Origin of the sequence: Paenibacillus polysaccharolyticus (assembly GCF_900102085.1) — a bacterium.
GTDB classification, from domain to species: domain Bacteria; phylum Bacillota; class Bacilli; order Paenibacillales; family Paenibacillaceae; genus Paenibacillus; species Paenibacillus polysaccharolyticus.
Map to the genome: position 1 here is coordinate 325316 of NZ_FMVM01000004.1, position 16224 is coordinate 341539.

A 16224-nucleotide genomic window follows, 5' to 3' on the forward strand; every position below is an offset into this window, starting at 1 on the left:
CCAGTATATTGAAAACTTGGACAGGTATCCTGCTGATGATTATTTTGGCGGTGGCCACACTTTCAGTAACTTCAACTGCCAAAACGACAAATGAGTCGCAACAACAGCTTAATATAGATGAATCATCCAGCCAGGCCACAGCGGTCGAGGCTTCCCATATAGATCGAATGAATGATGCACTGAACAGCAACAAAGATATGATGCCGGTGAAAGCAGATGATGTTTCCGTGGCTCCAGAGAATAATGATGTTCGAGTGTACCCAATGAGTATTGGGGGCTCGGGATATATATATAATGGCCTTGTGGTTGAGGCAAACGGCAAAAAACGTGAATTTAGTGATTGGAGAGCAGAGGGGGGATCGTACAAACCTGAAGTACATGAACTGGATTTAAACGGTGATGGTAAAAAAGAGATTGTGGTGTTGTATTCAGAGGGACACGGCACCGGAATTTATCTGGGTCAGGCACACATTCTTGATCCGGTTTCACTGGATGTAATGAAGATGCAGACTCTGGATGAGATTGTGAAAGAACATGTGGATTCCAAAGTTACGGTAACCTCCGACCAGATCGAGATTGGGGTGACTTTAAATGGGGTTCCAGCCGAGCCCTCCAATGTGGAGAAGGGAGCAGGAGATGTTCTGTATCATGAGAAGTTACAATTTGGTCGTGTAACTTATTATAGCGTGGAGGATAACAAGCTTGTTGTCTCTACATCGGGTGCATATGGCGAAGGGGTTTATGCGGGCGATTTAACGTTTTCTTATGTGTTTCAGAATGGGGAATGGAAGGCGAACGACTTGAAATATAGTATGGAAGTGTATGAAGAGGAATACTACGAATCATTTGATTGAGCAAAGGGTGATCTTGTGCTGCAGCACGAGGTCTTAGATGTAAATACCTAATAAAATATAGGACATGCCATGGCAAGCGTGACCATTGGATGGGGCTGAAAAAAAAGGAGTGACTACAGCCTCATTTTGTGCTGTCTGGAAATAAAAAAAGTTGCGGAAAAATGCTGAAAACAATTGACATTCACGCTTTAGTCGTTTAAATGTATAAAGGACAACTCATTTAAACGTCTGGGAGGGAATTTGATGAAGAAAAAGGTCGTACTTGGTTTGATGGTGGGCACATTGACACTCGGTATTGGTACAGGTGCACTGGCAGCTACAGGTTTGGAGCAAATCAAAGCATATCTTAACAGCAAAATCACCCTGAAATTAAATGGTGAGACAGTGACAGCCAAGGATGCCAATGGCAAGACGGTACTGCCGATCACATATAACGGAACCACATATCTGCCGGTTCGTGCAGTAGGTACGTTGCTTGGAACAGAGATCAATTATGACGGTGCAACTTCATCCGTCCTTATCGGTGGAACGAATGGTTCTGCGCCGGTAACCAACGGAAAAGTAACGCTGAGTGCACTTGGAACATCCGTACTGGGTTCTACCGCTTGGCACACCAAAGATCCTAAGGATACCACATATAAAGGCAAGGATTACAAGGATGTCTATCTGCATAATGACCCTGCGAAGCAGGGAAAAGATATCCAGATCAATACGGGTAAAAAGTATTCTTCTCTACACTTGGAACTTGCCGCGCTTAAAGGAAATCAGGAGATTCATATCTACGATCAGGATCTCGCGACACTCAAAAAATTCAATATCACTCCGGAAAACGGTATGATGAGTCTAGATGTAGATGTGAAAGGTACAGATGCTGTCTATGTCGAGATTGTATCTGAAGATCCGGGTTCAGCCCTGTTTGTACCGCTCACAACATCGTATCTGACAAAGTAGACAGAGTACGACTACGTTATGGCGGCTAATAAAAACGATGATTCACCAGGCATCCTCTGACTCAAGTTTTGAATACAGAGTTGTGTGGTGATCATCGTTTTATTTTCATTTCATTGAAAATTCAATGCTGACTTACCCGATAGTCATGAATATTAGCGGATCATGGTATCCAGCGGTTTCAGGTTTGCTTCGATCTCAGCGCGGCGTCCTTCCAGGAACGGAGGTAACGCCAGTGATTCTCCAAGTGTGGCGAAGTCCTCGTCCGTATCGAATCCCGGTCCATCTGTCGCAAGCTCAAACAGAATGCCGTTAGCTTCACGGAAGTACAGGGAACGGAAGTAGAAGCGGTCTACAAATCCGGAGCTTGGGAATTGGAACTGATGAACTCGGTCAACCCATTGTCTTAATTCTTCCTCATTGTCTACACGGAAGGCCACGTGGTGAACACTGCCGCGTCCTGGCCGTTCTTGCTCTAGATCATTGCGTTCCTCCAAATGAACTTCCGAACCGCTACCGCCTTCACCAGATTCGAACACAAGTACATCAGGTTGACCTGGAGTAAACGCGGGGTAGCTGCCTTTTGCTCTAAACCCAAGCAATTCGGTGAGAACAGGTGCAGTGAGTGACGCATCCCGCACAGTCAGATGAATTGGGCCGAGTCCAATGATGCCATACTCCGCTGGCACAGGGCTTCGATCCCAAGGTTTACCCCCGGCGACACCCGAGTTATGTTCATCAGAAACGAGAATCAGCCGCATACCTTCAAAGTCTGTAAATGCCAGTGTTGCACGGCCTCCACGTTGCACAATCTCGCCGTGAGTTACTTCATATTCATCGAAGCGCTGTGCCCAATACGCAAGAGCTGCATCACTTGGCACACGAAGTGAGGTGGCAGAGATGCTGTTTACACCTTCACGTGTGCGTCCAGCCATTGGAATTTCGAAAAAGGTGAGCTCTGTGCCGGGATTTCCTTTCTCATCTCCATAGAACAGGTGATAGACCGAAACGTCATCCTGATTGACCGTTTTTTTGATCAAACGAAGGCCCATGATGTCCGTATAGAAACGGTAGTTTTGATCGGCATGTGCGGTAAGCGCGGATACGTGGTGAAGTCCTTTGATTAACATAATATATTCCTCCTAGATAGAGATAAAGTTGAAGTCTTATGAACGTTCCTTAAATGTACTAGATCGCAAATGTTTTAAATAACAAGTAAGGGTAAGGAGTTAAGTTCGACTAGTATCAATTCAATATTTAAAGTTACTAACTTTTTGTATGTTTCTTTCTTGGTTTTATCTTAACATAAAGATATTTAAAATACAATACTTATTTGAATGAAGCTGGACAGGTATAGTGATCAGTGGCAGAATGAAAAAAGTTACCAATCGAGTTATAAGAAGTTACCTCTGTTAACCGGAAAAGGAGAGAAGAAAAGGCATGGCCTATCCACCTTGGCTTGACCCGTATGATGCAGAGCCTTTTGCGGCATTCTCGACTTCACATATTGCATCGATGATCATTATTTTTGTACTTGTTATTCTGTTATTTCTTTTTAGGCATCGTCTTCGTTTCATGTCTGAACGTTCAAGCAGGACCGTACGCATCGGTTTGGCAGGATTCATGGTAAGTTGTGAGATTGTACTGCAAATCTGGTATGTGTATGGAGGAATTTGGAGTCTGCAGACATCGCTACCGCTGGAGCTGTGCAGTCTGTCGTTATTATTATCAGCGTTGTTATTACTGACACGCCAAAAATGGTTATTTTCTGCCTTGCTTTTTTCAGGTATTGCAGGTGCTCTGATGGCTATAATTACGCCGAATCTTGGTTATGCTTTTGCTCATTTCCGCTTCATTCAATTCTTTGTTGCACATGCGATGATCATTCTTGCTCTTCTCTATATGACTTGGGTGGAACAACTTCGTCCTGGATGGAGATCTGTTGCAGGCTCCATGATATTTGTAAACATTGCTGCGCTCGTGGTATACGGTTTGGATGTGTTGCTCGATGCGAATTATATGTTCCTGAGACATAAACCGGGCACACCGTCTGTGTTAGATATGCTTGGGCCTTATCCGGTCTACATTCTCGGAGAAGAGGTTCTGGCTCTGGTGTTATTCTCCTTGTTATACCTTATGCTCTTTGCGATTCCTGAGTGGCTGAAACGTATCAGTGGCAAAAAGGAAAAGCAGCCGCAGACGTATTCCAAAAACTAACTTTCCTGAATCCGAGTTTTAATTAAGATAACCCGCAAACATTCTGATCAACCAGAAAATTTGCGGGTTTGTTATATTTCTGTCATCGGAGTGGGGTGTAAATAAGCTCATCCACGCAGAAGGGATTCGGCACCATCCACGTAGATACGTGTGCCTGTTACATGTGATGCTTCATCTGAAGCGAGGAACAGTACCAGATTGGCGACTTGCTCCGATGTTCCTGGTTCGCCTTTGAGCGGGTGCTCATGCCCCTCAGGAAACTCCACTGGAATCTGAACATCTTTCAGATCATCTGATGGATACGTATTGTCATCAATATTGGTATCAATCGCTCCTGGACAAACGGCGTTGACACGAATCTTGTAACGAGCCAGCTCCAGTGCCGCCATTTTGGTGAAAGCCGTTTGACCTGCTTTGCTGGAAGCGTATGCAGAAAATCCGATGCCGGAGAATACCCGGTTGCCATTAATGGAACTCGTAATGATAATACTGCCGCCGCGCTCTTTCAGATGAGGGATGGCATACTTCACTGTTGCAAACGTGCCACGCATGTTAATCTCCATCGTCTGATCCCAATCTTCGATTTTCATCGTTTCAATTGGAGCCATGGCGCCATTAATTCCTGCATTAGCAAAAACGATATCCAGCTTGCCTGCTTCGGTTGCCGCCTGGTTGATGGCTTTCTCTACATGTTCCGGCTTGGAGATATCACATTCAATCACATAAGCTTCGCCACCGGCTTTTTCGATGATCAGTTTCGTTTCCTCTGCGTTCTCGGGTGTACGATCTAACATGTATACTTTGGCCCCTTGCTCGGCGAATCGAATGGCAGAGGCCTGACCAATACCGGAGCCGCCTCCAGTAACAATTGCTACTTTACCTTCCAAACGTTGTTCAGCCATTCATTGATCCCTCCATGTATGAATTGTCCTTGAACACTCTACTTCTAAATACCCGACATGGGGGAGGTGAATCATATGTGCTCATATTAAAAGCAGGGCCCCAGCTGGGCCCTGCTTTGTTCAGAAATTATAGTATGAAAATAATCTCATGAAGTAAGATTAGCTTCATACGTTTCATTCGTATAACTTGTATCATAGGATGTATGGACAGCTTGATGTGACCACTTCATCTCTTGGTTACTTATGTTTCTTCCAGTCCATGGAGCTATTGTTCAGCAGATACTCAAAGTCATTGTCCCGGCGCTTCTGTTCCGCCTTACGAGCTTCCTCTGCCTGTAAACGCTCCTGCTCTTTGCGCTGTGCTTCAGCAGCTTTGGCTTCGTCAGCTTGCGCTTTCAGTTTCTCGAGCACATCACTGCTCAGTAAATCTTTCAGCGTGGTCGGTTGGTCCTGATTTTGATTCTGAGCCTTGGGTGCTGGAGTACGTCTTTTGGATTTAGCCACTTGGAAAATCTCCTTTCAAAAACATGAATCATCATCCATATCATTATTGTAGTCATAGTATATCAGGTTCGTGTTGCGCATTCCATGAAGTTGCAGAGCACATGCAGGAAAAAGGGCATGTCACGGCGAATGAAGACAGGTATAAAACCATATAATGGTACCGATACTACGACTATTCCCTGAAGAAAGGAGTCGTTGTTCATGGAGGCAAACCGTAGTTTGTTGAAAGGGCTTGCATGGGGGATGGCTTTTAGTTTCCCACTGTGGATTGCGGTTATCGGGTGGCTGAATTTATTGGGATGGATACATTGAGGTGTTATCCGAGACCGAAAAAGAGTTTTTGATCCAGTTACTTATGTAAACGTTATCATTAAATAAGCTCTGCTCTGCGCCAAATGCACAGAACAGAGCTTTTGTTTGTTCTTAGAAGAGGGTTACTTTTTCTCCTCTGTAATCTTCACAGGTTCTGGATATTCCAGTCCGTGTGTATCAACGGTTACTTTCTTCATGACTTGGTCCGTAACCGGCTTGTCACCTTCGCCAATTTGCTGTGCTGCAATTCCATCAACTACGTCCATTCCTTCGGTCACTTTACCAAAAGTCGCATAAGAGTTATCCAAATAATCAGCATCAGCCAGCATAATGAAGAACTGAGATCCGGCAGAATCGAGATTGTCAGATTTGCGTGCCATGGAGAGTATCCCACGGGTATGCTTCAGATGGTTTTTATGACCGTTAGAGGTGAATTCACCTTTGATCGCATAACCTGGTCCGCCTGAACCATTGCCGTTCGGATCACCGCCTTGAATCATAAAGCCCGGAATAACCCGATGGAAGATCAGGCCATCATAAAAGCCTTTGTTCGCCAGGGAGATGAAATTGTACACCGTATTGGGGGCAATCTCAGGATACAACTCAATGACGATCTTCTGTCCGTTCTGCATCTCAATCGTGGCTACAGGATTAGCACCCTCTGGTGGTGCTGGAACCGGAGTTTGCGTAGCATTGCTTGCCGGGCGTACGCATCCGCTCATAACGATCAACAGTATCGCAAACACAAGCGAGACTGCGGTTGTTTTTTTCCACCGTAAAGACATGAATATGTTCCTCCTTGGTTCGTTGTTATAACGAGTTTCATCCAATATAGTTTGGTGAATTCTTCAACTATCATACCGTTTCTTGGCTCAGAATGGCAATGCAAGCCATGTTAATTCGGTGAACTGGGGATGGTCATCATGAGAGCATGGGTGTAAAATAAGGAAAATGCTTCCGCATCAGGGGGACGTACGGGTCTGATCCGTCCGCTCCAAACACGGCAGTCCCGGCGTCAGTTACGGAAAGGACGGGCGGGTATATGAACTTCTCGTGGAAGCGTAATCTGATCATTTTATGGATCGGTGTCTTTTTTTGCAGTACGGCGTATTCCATTTCGATTCCGTTTCTTCCCTTATTTCTAAGCAGTGATCTGGGTGTTCGCAATCATCTGGAATTCTGGTCAGGACTTTCTTTTGGCATTACTTTTCTTGCAAGCGCTCTTGTATCACCCTTCTGGGGATCATTAGCCGATAAATATGGGCGCAAGCCGATGTTAATTCGTTCAGGGTACAGCTTGGCTGTCCTGTATCTGATTAATTTTTTTGTACAAGATCCGTATTCACTGATTGTGGTTCGACTGTTCCAAGGATTGCTTGCCGGATTTGTTCCTGCGGCGATTGCTCTTGTGGGCACGAACACACCTGAAGAGAAGACTGGATATGCTTTGGGCATTATGTCCACTGCTGGAGCTACAGGAGGGATTATCGGTCCACTGATCGGCGGGTTTGTCAGCCACTATTATGGCAACCGCAGTGCGTTTCTATTTTCGGCGATAGTCGTGCTGGTGTCCGCAATCATTGCAACCTTCTGGGTCAAGGAAGAGAATTTTAATCGTAACAAGGCACGTTCGCATGTTATGGATGACATCCGTGAAGCGAGAGCGAATCGTGTGTTTGTCACCGTGCTTGGTATGATGGGCATTTGTACTTTTTCTGTCATGATTCTGGAGCCGCTATTAACGGTATATGTCATGGAGATGGGAGTTCAGCCTGATCGGGCTTCCTTAAGCTCAGGGATTATTTTCTCGGCGGTAGGGGTTGCGACGGTCATTATGGCTCCGCGCTGGGGCAAGCTTGGATCAAGGATCGGTTTTGGAAAAGTGCTGGTAATCGGACTCATTGGCGGCGCGGTGGGCAATCTGTTGCAGTTTTTTACAACAGGTTACGTTGCATTTGGCATTTTGAGATTTGTCTACGGACTCTTTTTTGCGGCCGTGTTTCCTGCGATCAATGCGATGATTGTACAGGTGACTGAACCGGCATTTCGGGGACGTGCATTTAGTCTGAACCAGTCCGCAGCCCAGATCGGAACGATGGCAGGGCCGATTATCGGCGGTGTCCTTGGCGGCTGGCTGCCGATTCGCTGGATATTTATCATTAATGGCCTTGCGCTTCTGGCTACTGCTATTGTGGTCAAGTGGTCCAGGTTGGAGCATAAGCTCCCCGGAGTGGCTAAGCCAGTGGAGAAGTGACCCTTGCAATGGCAATGGTGAACTGGAGAGAACTGCGTTTAGCTATAGATTTTGGATTCAGGTTTTTGAAAGAAACGTTATAAGTATGGGAAGAAGATGACGCTGGAAATGCAATTGTCATCTTCTTTTCTGTGTAAGCTAGAGCAAGCTTTGAAGAAAAAATAAAAGAAACCCCTTGTTGAGGGGGCTTCCAGCATCACTTTATTACATTAAGCGCAACGTTTACGCATACCGATCTGCAAATCAGTTCATGAGGTTTACTCGGAGGTCTGTTCGTCGGGAATGGCATGTTTGACCGCATCGCGCTGATCTTTATCTTCCAGTGCATCAGGGAAAGAATCTTCTGTAAAGAGGCCAAAATCAGGATCGATATCCCGCTCGGTAACAAGGTTCTTATTTTCTTTAACCTGTTCTTCCTCATTGTTTTTGGTCATGTCAGCACCTCCTATTGTCAGAATACGCAAAACAAGACATCTGCTAACGCGGAGGCAAGATATTCTGCTGTGGTTTAGCGTCAGCTCCAGCCCCGTTTAACAGATCTGTACCATGCAGGGCATCGGGGTCGGGTGCGGCAGGATCAACCGGGCTGCCCGGTTGCACCAGATCTGCATCGGGTACGGATTCCAGTGGAGTTTCCGCCAAACGGGATTCCAAACCTTCTTCGTCTACAGCAGATGTAGCAACGGGTGGAAGCTCCGATTCTTCCATTTCAATTTCAATGCGGCGCCCAGAAACTTCATCAAAGGTATCCATGTCGCCTTCGGGTACTTCGGTTTCAGGCGGAATATCACGGGACCTCTGGTAACGGTCATAATAGCGTTCACTTTCCACGTTGCTAATGGGTTTATCAGACATCATCAGCACTTCCTTTCATAATTTGTTTATAGTACAACGAATTCAAACAAGGTAATGCCATCATTTCAGCATTTTATCGTCATTCCAAGCATGATATTGTCCCCGTAAACAGACCAGATTATGTCAGGAATTCGTTAAAATTTCGGGAATACATATTTCACAAGGAAGTAGAGAAATCCGAAAAAGATAATGATATATGCGGCATATTTAATAAATGTAGAGGCGACCATACTTGAATCCGATTTGTGTTGTACATCCTTATGTTCAACTTCTACCGTGCGGTGAGGCTCATTCATGATAATCATCTCCTTGTTTAAGTGAGTTTGCTTTGAAAAACCATTACACATGATCCACTGGATTGAATCGCGCCAGCCGTTTTTCCAGCATTTCTTGTTTTTCCTATGTTATGATGAAGCATGACTACTCAAGGAGGGGTGCAACGTGGACTGGTACACATTAGGCAATATGATCACACGTATTCGGATCGGACAGAAAGCGTCCACACCCGGATTTTCTCGTACAGTCATTCGTCGTCCGGATGGATTGTTCTGGGTTGGCGGTATATGGTCTGGACAGGTTGTTCAGTTACGTGATTTTTTGTTCTCTGATATATGGACCATTTACGATGATGAAGAAACGGAGCAGTGGTTGGAGTTTCGTACGAAAGTGGAACAGAAGGAACGTGAAATGATAGAAAACCAGTTTGAGGATTTGCGAAATTAACGGCTTTTATAACAATAAAATGGAAAAAAGACTATAAATCTACTTATATGTGAATTTTAAATTTGTGTAAGAAGGTGACATGATAAACGGTGGCGAATTGATAGGGTGAGGTAGAAATGAAGAAGCGAAAATAAAAACTTTGAGGTGCTGTGAATGAGAAATGTGCCCAAAGCTATTATCATCTTGTGGATGACGATATGCACGATTCTGTGTATGCCGCATGGACTCGTGCTTGCCGCACCAGAAGAGATTCGGCAGCCTGTAGCCATTACAGGATGGGAAGTGAAATGGGGGAACGCTGGAGATCAGGGCTTCATTAGTGAGGTTATGGGCCAGGATGAAATATGGGAGAAACGTAGTGTTGAGCGAATTGTAGACAGTACGAAAGAACCATCAGGTTCTTTGTGGACACGTTTGACAATTCCCCGTTTGCATGACGGAAGTTCAGCGATTCGTTTCGAAAATATTAAAGGCACTCATATTGTGATCTATCTTGAAGATCGGAAAGTATATGAGAATTACCATTATAATTACGACAATAATGCCGTTTTTTTACCGCTATCTGCAGAAAATTCGGGTAGTACACTCTATGTTTGGGCGCAAAATGAGAGAGGATGGTTGGGCATTCAAGGTGATGTCCAGGTCGGGCCATATGCCATGTTGCAGGAGAAGTATCTCCATAATGGGTTAATGGATATCATTTTGGGTTCAACTTTTGTATTTACCTCGCTTATTATGCTGAGTTGCACATTTTTTCTGGGTCAGTTTCATAAAGGACTATGGATATCACTGTGTGTCGTGATGGGTTCCATCGGGACAATGGTGATCACTTATTCTCAATTCTTGTACACCTTCTATCAAGTGTATGGGGACCTATATTCTATTCTGTTTGATTTGGCCATGTTACTCGGAATGCCAGCACTTTGTTATTTCTTTGAACAAGTTATTGGCCCCGGTGTACACGGAATATTCACCAAATTAAGGAAGGCTCAATGGGCCTATTCCATCGTTTCTGTGTTTTCATTATTTGTATATGTAGTATCGGGTGGGCAATGGGATCTATTGTACAGTCTTCTTGTACAGCATGTGGTGGGCATTATACTGGTTATTGTGCTGACCATCCTGCTGGTTGGTACGATAGCCCGGGCGCTACAACGTAACCGTGAAGCGATCCTGTTAGCAGTTGGTTTCGGCACCTTTTCGTTAATTAGTGTCATGGAACTTCTTTGGTACTATCAGCGAAGCGGGGCATATCACCTGCTCTGGTGGAAGTGGTCGATGGTTGCATTTGTCATCTCATTGATTGCTATTCTTGGTAGCCGGTTTGCTGAAAAACATAACAAAGTGCTAGAGTACTCCAAGGAACTGGAACTATTCAACAACGAGTTGCAGCGATCTGAAAAAATGGAAATCATTAGCGAACTTGCCGCTTCAGTTGCTCACGAGGTGCGTAACCCGCTTCAGGTGACGAGAGGGTTTCTTCAACTTATGACAGAGCAGGAAGATAACAAGAACAAAGGATATGTACGTATTGCATTGGAAGAACTCGACCGGGCTTCCGGTATTATTACGGATTTTCTGACTTTTGCAAAACCGGAATTTGATCACATTATTTCATTGAATATTTCAGATGAATTTGATCATATCGAAGGTATACTGGTACCGATGGCCAATCTGGAAGGTGGAAAAATTACAACGGATATCCCGCCTAATATTTATATTCGTGGAAATTCTTCGAAGTTCAAGCAGGCCTTTATCAACATTATTAAAAATAGTATTGAGGCGTTTCAGGGTGGACAAGGTCAGATTGATATCTGGGCATACTCACAGGATGGCAAAGTTAAAGTGCATGTCAGAGATAATGGTGAAGGGATGAGTGAGGAAGCCTTGTCCCGACTGGGAGAACCGTATTTCTCTAACAAAATCAAAGGCACTGGGCTAGGTATGATGGTTACCTTCCGCATCGTGGAAGCGATGAATGGACAGATCAGTTTTACAAGCACAAAAGGGGTAGGAACAGAAGCTGTTGTATCTTTTCCCGAGTTCGTTAAATGACGGACTCGGGGAGGATATCCAGTTTAATGTTCTACCCCTGATTTTTTTATTTAGCTAAGATTAAAACGATCTCCACGGTCCGCAATTGACGTCATAATGGACTTTGGAAGGGTTAGGTGGAATGACCAGAACATAATCATTTTGTTGCTCCTCGACTGTGCGAATCTTGATATGATCAGGAATCGTAATACCAAACGCCTCGCGAAGTGCCTGCTTAGGATTAGAATGGAGTTGTTGTCTGAAGTGTTCATCTGTCCAAGCTTTCTCAATAATATCCTCATGCAACGTTTTTTCTGACACCATCATCGTCAACATTCCCTTCATATTTAAATTAAACTGAATCGGCTTGTCCCGTATTAGAAGGCCCGGATTGTGGTTCGCTGATCCAGTAGTGAAACCCACCTCGGTAAAGTCTTTTTTTACGTTGTTCTATTTCCTGAATTGCTTGTACCAATGAGTTGCACAGATAAGAATTCAGGGCAATGAATTGTGGAAACTCCAAGTTAGAAGATGCAATGATGTCATTGAAGTGTTGAGCTACGTCTGCATAACTGTTCATCAATTGTGAGTTATATACATTGTGGTGTATAGATTCGTTAAGTACATGACTCGTCGGATATTCCTGTTGGAGAGCTGTGGATAGGTGAGAGAGGTAGCTATTGTAGTTGCCGTTTACAGCATCCATTTTCGTGTCTGTAAAGTCATCTGTCATCTGTAGAGTCATGAGAACGATATTCAGTGCACCGCAGACCGAAGAGATTCGAGTCGGTTGCTCTAGTAAAATCAAGGAACCAATGACTCCTAATTGCGTTGGTGAAGCTTTCTGGGCGATGAGAAGTGGGTTATGCTGAAAATAATCCACGTGTAATTCACCATTTACGCTTACTGCCCAGTCCTGAATAACGTGTCTGAAATGGTTCCAGAAGACAGAAGAGGGTTCAAATAATGCATTATAGACTTGAAGGGCATCCACATAGCAAAGATTCCCAAGAGATAACTTCAGCACCGCATCCTCAGTTGGCTCATCCATGACATCATCCAGATTAAGAAAATACATCATGTGTAACAGGCAAGCTGCGCTAAGTTGATGAGCTTGATCGGACGGGAGTCCCTCTGTGTACTGCATCCATAGCGGAGTGATGTAACCGATGCAACTGTGTCCCGGATCTCCCCTGAAGGGGTTGAGCAAACGGAGTTGTTCAAGCGCATGCCCTGCCAGTGAATCAGGGTATTGCCGAAGACGCTCTTCAACGGAATCAAACACGGCCTTCACGTCAAGCATATACGGATCTAGCCATTCTCGATGCATGATATGAAAACGTCCCTCCTGCATTAAATGTTGGAATATGCAGTAAGATCAAGAAGTTAAATACAGTATAGCTTAAGTTAGTTGAAAAAAATAGGATTTTTTGTGATCATTTGTGAGAAATTTGATGACATTTTGGATTTTATAGCATAAAAAGTTGTAATTTGGGTTCAGACTAAGAAGGCAGAGGATATCGAGACAAAGAAAGGTGGATAAAGAATGAAGATAAATTGGAAATTATGGCTGGCTGCCAGCGCAGCTGTTATCATTTTTGCTGTTGCACCAGGCCAGATGGCCTTAGCTGATCCCGTTTCTCCTGCGGAGCAGCAAGATGAAAACCTGGCTGAATCTGCCGGTGGGAACCAAAAGCCTTGTATGCAGGCAGGCCATGGTCTGTTTATGATCGGAGAAACAGCCGATTTGCTCGGAATTGGACTCCGTGATTTGAAGCAACAGATGCAACTTGGCAAGACCTTAACTCAGATCGCGAAGGAACGCAAAGGATTCAGTGAGGAACAGTTACTGCAAAAATTAAAGCCCACGCTGTCAGAGCGCTTGGATCTGGCCGTAAAAGAAGGTTGTCTCACCAAGGAACAAGCTGCAGCAGCGAAAGCCAATATGGATGTGAAGTTAAAAAAAGTAGTGAATACCCCGCTTGCCGAATTACGACGTGAATTTACGCACCATGGAAAACATCCGATGGTAGATAAAGGGGCAATAGCGAAATACATCGGGATTACACCTGAACAATTGCAAGAACAACTGCATGCAGGCAAGTCTTTGGTTGAAATTGCGCAAACGAAAGGCATCAGTGAAACGCAGCTGGTGAATCAGTTAAAAGAACAATTAACAGGTGATCTGCAAAGGTTCGTTCATCAAAAACGGCACGGTCATTCCATTCCAGTTCATCCGGGACACGTGCCTGGCCGATCCACCTCAACCGAAGTGAAATGATCAACTTCATAGAACAAGATGACTGATCTACTGAGCAAGATGAGGAAGAAATTTCAAGAGCGTCCTCCGCAGGGGAGAACGCTCTTTGTTTTACACGTCTGAGGGCCAAAGGGGCGAATTTTGATTCGGGGTGCGTCTTCCAGAACCCGCTAATGGATCACTAAAAGCAGAAGCTTGCCGAGCCTTGCTACGTGTCAATCCAACCATGAAACGAGAGCCTGGCAATTTAGACAGTGTCCAGCTAATGCCAAGAGCGGTCACAACGGTGACTATGAATGAGATTATCGTTAGAGGCAGATGCCACCCGCTAAGGTGTAATGGTCTGGTAACATATGCGATGGCATAAATCACCAAGGCATGGACTAGATAACCGCCGAAGGAGTAGCGTCCAATCCAAGTGAGAAGACGCTGAAACCATAGGTTTTTACCATGTAGCAGAACAAGGAAACCGTAGAGCATTAACATCTGAGCCATAATACTGATGAACGTACTGGGTTTTAGGTACGTAGAGATATTGAGGTTCATCGTATCTTCTGACCCGCGCAGTACAGCGTACCCCATCCAGATATACATCGCGACAAAGACCGCAATCATGCAAGGGAGCATTCTCATCGTCCAATTCCTCCAGCTTTCCACCGTCCAGGCGCATACCGCGCCAAGGAAAAAGTAGAACCAATACATGAGCCATGAATATGAACGATATTCCAGCATGCTAGACCAGGGCTCTGGCCACCATTGTGTCCAGTCAGCCATATCATAATAAGACCATTTCATAAGCCAGAGATAAAATAGTGCTGCAACGAGTATGATGGTTAACGTCACCTGTTTCGGCGTAAAACGCTTGAGATTATCGAGCCTTTTACGAACAGCATGAGCCCCCGCGAGAAATAAAGGAAACAGGATATAAAATTGGAACACCATCAGCACAAACCACAGGTGATATCCTGTCTGCGGTATAAATAACTCATGTACAAAGCTTCCCAGATCCGGCATACCGGAAGTCCAGAACGTAGGAGTAAACACACGTACAGCTAACCAGTAGATGAGCGTCCATATGAAGAAAGGCATATAAATATCACCAAATCGCTTCCCGATGAAGCGGGGATAATCCGGCTTCGTATGGCGATGGTGATAGAACAACAACACACCCGACAGAAATACAAAAGTAGGTGTGCCAAACCTTGTCAAATGATAAATCATGGTCAGCATCACGGAATCAGGTTGCTCAATATCTGGCCGATAGATGTATTCAGCAATGTTATGCTGCATGACGATAGCCAGAAAAGCTAATCCGCGAAGTTCTGTCCATTCGGCTATTTTCGGCTTTTTCATTTACTTTCCTCCCTTATGTAGCCAGGGTCATCATATAAGACTACCCTCCAAACATTAAGGCTGCATTAAATGGCGAAAAAAGGAATCAAAAAAACCAGCTAATGTTTGTCAAGCATTTCAGCTTGGATGAGTTTTCTTTTCATGTTATACTTTTTTCGACCAATGCAAATAACCTCCACTGCTATGGAGGTTTTGGTTAAATATGGATTATACTTGGTAGGGCTGGCCCTTCTGCAAGATGGCGAAAATGTGATGCAACAGCTTGTTTGCGCAGGCGATCACGGCCACCTTGTAGGGCTTGCCCTCTTTTCTTTTTTTCTCGTAGTACGAGCGGATTCTTGCATTCGCATTCTTTCGCATTCCACATTGCACCGCTAAATATAGCGAACGTCTGAGCCTTTTAGAGCCTCGTTTCGTGATTCGTGTACTTGTCGCTGTGAACTTTCCTGAACTGAAAATCCCGGGGTCAAGGCCCGCAAACGCTACAAGTTGCTTCGCATCTCTAAACTGTTTCACATCACCTAGTTCAGCTACAATGGCTGCGGCCAGTTTCGTTCCAATTCCCGGAATACTTCTCATTAGTTCCACTTCAGGCAGATTTTCTGCGAGTTCCTCCATTTGTTTTTCGAGTTCCTCCAGTTGCCGAATCATCGCGAGCAATAAAGAGATCATTCCAAGCAGTGCCTTGCTTTGAGCAGGGCTACGCCGAATTTCTCTCCACTCATTCAGTACTTCCTCCAGTTTTCTCGCTTTTTCATGGGCCCATCGCTTGGAATGGGATCGTCCCAAATTACCCTGAATGACTTCATTCCAATTCGTCACACTTCCCTCCAAACAATGAGACAGCACGGTCAATGATGTTGTTGAAAACACATTGTAAAATATCTGCTCATACGCCGGAAAGACTTGCTCCAGCAAGGCTCTGCTGTTCAGCTTCGCCTGCACAAAGATTCCCGTGACAAACTCATGCTGCCGAGTCAAATGCTGTAGTTCTGTAAACATCTCATC

At 44.7% G+C, this 16224-nt stretch carries 18 protein-coding genes; 7 read left to right on the top strand and 11 right to left on the bottom strand.

The genetic code is table 11. The features are described 5' to 3' along the window. Nucleotides 1-8 precede the first annotated feature (8 nt). Together BLQ13_RS07905 and BLQ13_RS07910 are read left to right on the top strand one after the other, a co-directional pair. Nucleotides 9-854, top strand: a complete 846-nt coding sequence (locus BLQ13_RS07905) for a hypothetical protein (RefSeq protein ID WP_090917852.1) — start codon at nucleotides 9-11, stop codon at nucleotides 852-854. A gap of 243 nt (nucleotides 855-1097) precedes the next feature. Beyond that, nucleotides 1098-1805 carry a stalk domain-containing protein gene (locus tag BLQ13_RS07910; RefSeq protein ID WP_090917854.1) on the top strand — a complete coding sequence of 236 codons (708 nt, stop codon included), beginning with the start codon at nucleotides 1098-1100 and terminating at the stop codon, nucleotides 1803-1805. Nucleotides 1806-1957: 152 nt separating this feature from the next. Here the strand turns inward: BLQ13_RS07910 and BLQ13_RS07915 are convergent, their stop codons facing one another. After that, the gene (locus BLQ13_RS07915; protein ID WP_090917855.1) at nucleotides 1958-2932 is read right to left on the bottom strand and encodes a ring-cleaving dioxygenase; all 975 of its coding nucleotides are present in this window, start codon (nucleotides 2930-2932) and stop codon (nucleotides 1958-1960) included. A 310-nt stretch (nucleotides 2933-3242) separates the two neighbouring features. Here BLQ13_RS07915 and BLQ13_RS07920 point away from each other — a divergent pair, with 310 nt between their 5' ends. Next, nucleotides 3243-4019, top strand: a complete 777-nt coding sequence (locus BLQ13_RS07920; protein WP_090917857.1) for a YwaF family protein — start codon at nucleotides 3243-3245, stop codon at nucleotides 4017-4019. A gap of 107 nt (nucleotides 4020-4126) precedes the next feature. Here BLQ13_RS07920 and BLQ13_RS07925 read toward each other — a convergent pair whose 3' ends face one another. From BLQ13_RS07925 to BLQ13_RS07935, 3 genes are all read right to left on the bottom strand, one after another. Then, nucleotides 4127-4921: an SDR family oxidoreductase gene (locus BLQ13_RS07925; protein WP_090917859.1), complete on the bottom strand. Its 795-nt coding sequence runs from the start codon at nucleotides 4919-4921 to the stop codon at nucleotides 4127-4129. A 237-nt stretch (nucleotides 4922-5158) separates the two neighbouring features. Beyond that, nucleotides 5159-5425, bottom strand: a complete 267-nt coding sequence (locus tag BLQ13_RS07930) for a YqkE family protein (protein WP_090917861.1) — start codon at nucleotides 5423-5425, stop codon at nucleotides 5159-5161. Nucleotides 5426-5859: 434 nt separating this feature from the next. Beyond that, nucleotides 5860-6522: a peptidylprolyl isomerase gene (locus tag BLQ13_RS07935; protein ID WP_090917865.1), complete on the bottom strand. Its 663-nt coding sequence runs from the start codon at nucleotides 6520-6522 to the stop codon at nucleotides 5860-5862. 257 nt (nucleotides 6523-6779) lie between these two features. Here BLQ13_RS07935 and BLQ13_RS07940 point away from each other — a divergent pair, with 257 nt between their 5' ends. Continuing rightward, nucleotides 6780-7991, top strand: a complete 1212-nt coding sequence (locus BLQ13_RS07940) for an MFS transporter (protein ID WP_090917867.1) — start codon at nucleotides 6780-6782, stop codon at nucleotides 7989-7991. Nucleotides 7992-8248: 257 nt separating this feature from the next. Here the strand turns inward: BLQ13_RS07940 and BLQ13_RS28460 are convergent, their stop codons facing one another. The 3 genes from BLQ13_RS28460 to BLQ13_RS28465 form a co-directional block, all read right to left on the bottom strand. Beyond that, the gene (locus tag BLQ13_RS28460; protein ID WP_167375672.1) at nucleotides 8249-8425 is read right to left on the bottom strand and encodes a hypothetical protein; all 177 of its coding nucleotides are present in this window, start codon (nucleotides 8423-8425) and stop codon (nucleotides 8249-8251) included. Between the two features lie 43 nt (nucleotides 8426-8468). After that, nucleotides 8469-8849, bottom strand: coding sequence for a hypothetical protein (locus tag BLQ13_RS07945; RefSeq protein ID WP_139168866.1), 381 nt, complete (start codon nucleotides 8847-8849; stop codon nucleotides 8469-8471). 131 nt (nucleotides 8850-8980) lie between these two features. After that, entirely contained in the window at nucleotides 8981-9142 is a 162-nt protein-coding gene (locus BLQ13_RS28465) for a hypothetical protein (protein WP_017690239.1), read from the bottom strand. Between the two features lie 145 nt (nucleotides 9143-9287). On the opposite strand from BLQ13_RS28465, the gene BLQ13_RS07950 reads away from it, so the two are divergent. Together BLQ13_RS07950 and BLQ13_RS07955 are read left to right on the top strand one after the other, a co-directional pair. Further along, nucleotides 9288-9569, top strand: a complete 282-nt coding sequence (locus BLQ13_RS07950) for a hypothetical protein (protein ID WP_090917871.1) — start codon at nucleotides 9288-9290, stop codon at nucleotides 9567-9569. A 153-nt stretch (nucleotides 9570-9722) separates the two neighbouring features. Then, nucleotides 9723-11624 (top strand): sensor histidine kinase, encoded by a 1902-nt coding sequence (locus BLQ13_RS07955; RefSeq protein WP_090917873.1) that lies wholly within the window; start codon nucleotides 9723-9725, stop codon nucleotides 11622-11624. Between the two features lie 60 nt (nucleotides 11625-11684). On the opposite strand, the gene BLQ13_RS07960 is transcribed toward BLQ13_RS07955, so the two are convergent. Both BLQ13_RS07960 and BLQ13_RS07965 read right to left on the bottom strand, forming a co-directional pair. After that, entirely contained in the window at nucleotides 11685-11930 is a 246-nt protein-coding gene (locus tag BLQ13_RS07960) for an NHLP leader peptide family RiPP precursor (protein WP_090917875.1), read from the bottom strand. Nucleotides 11931-11955: 25 nt separating this feature from the next. Further along, complete coding sequence (locus tag BLQ13_RS07965) at nucleotides 11956-12933, bottom strand: hypothetical protein (protein WP_090917878.1); 978 nt, start codon at nucleotides 12931-12933, stop codon at nucleotides 11956-11958. A gap of 216 nt (nucleotides 12934-13149) precedes the next feature. Between BLQ13_RS07965 and BLQ13_RS07970 the strand changes: the two genes are divergently transcribed. Next, nucleotides 13150-13884 (top strand): hypothetical protein, encoded by a 735-nt coding sequence (locus BLQ13_RS07970; protein ID WP_090917879.1) that lies wholly within the window; start codon nucleotides 13150-13152, stop codon nucleotides 13882-13884. Between the two features lie 90 nt (nucleotides 13885-13974). On the opposite strand, the gene BLQ13_RS07975 is transcribed toward BLQ13_RS07970, so the two are convergent. Both BLQ13_RS07975 and BLQ13_RS07980 read right to left on the bottom strand, forming a co-directional pair. Next, on the bottom strand, nucleotides 13975-15216 hold the full coding sequence (locus tag BLQ13_RS07975; protein ID WP_090917881.1) for an acyltransferase: 1242 nt from the start codon (nucleotides 15214-15216) through the stop codon (nucleotides 13975-13977). A 207-nt stretch (nucleotides 15217-15423) separates the two neighbouring features. Continuing rightward, a partial coding sequence (locus BLQ13_RS07980) for an IS110 family RNA-guided transposase (protein WP_090917924.1) occupies nucleotides 15424-16224 on the bottom strand: 801 nt, incomplete at its 5' end.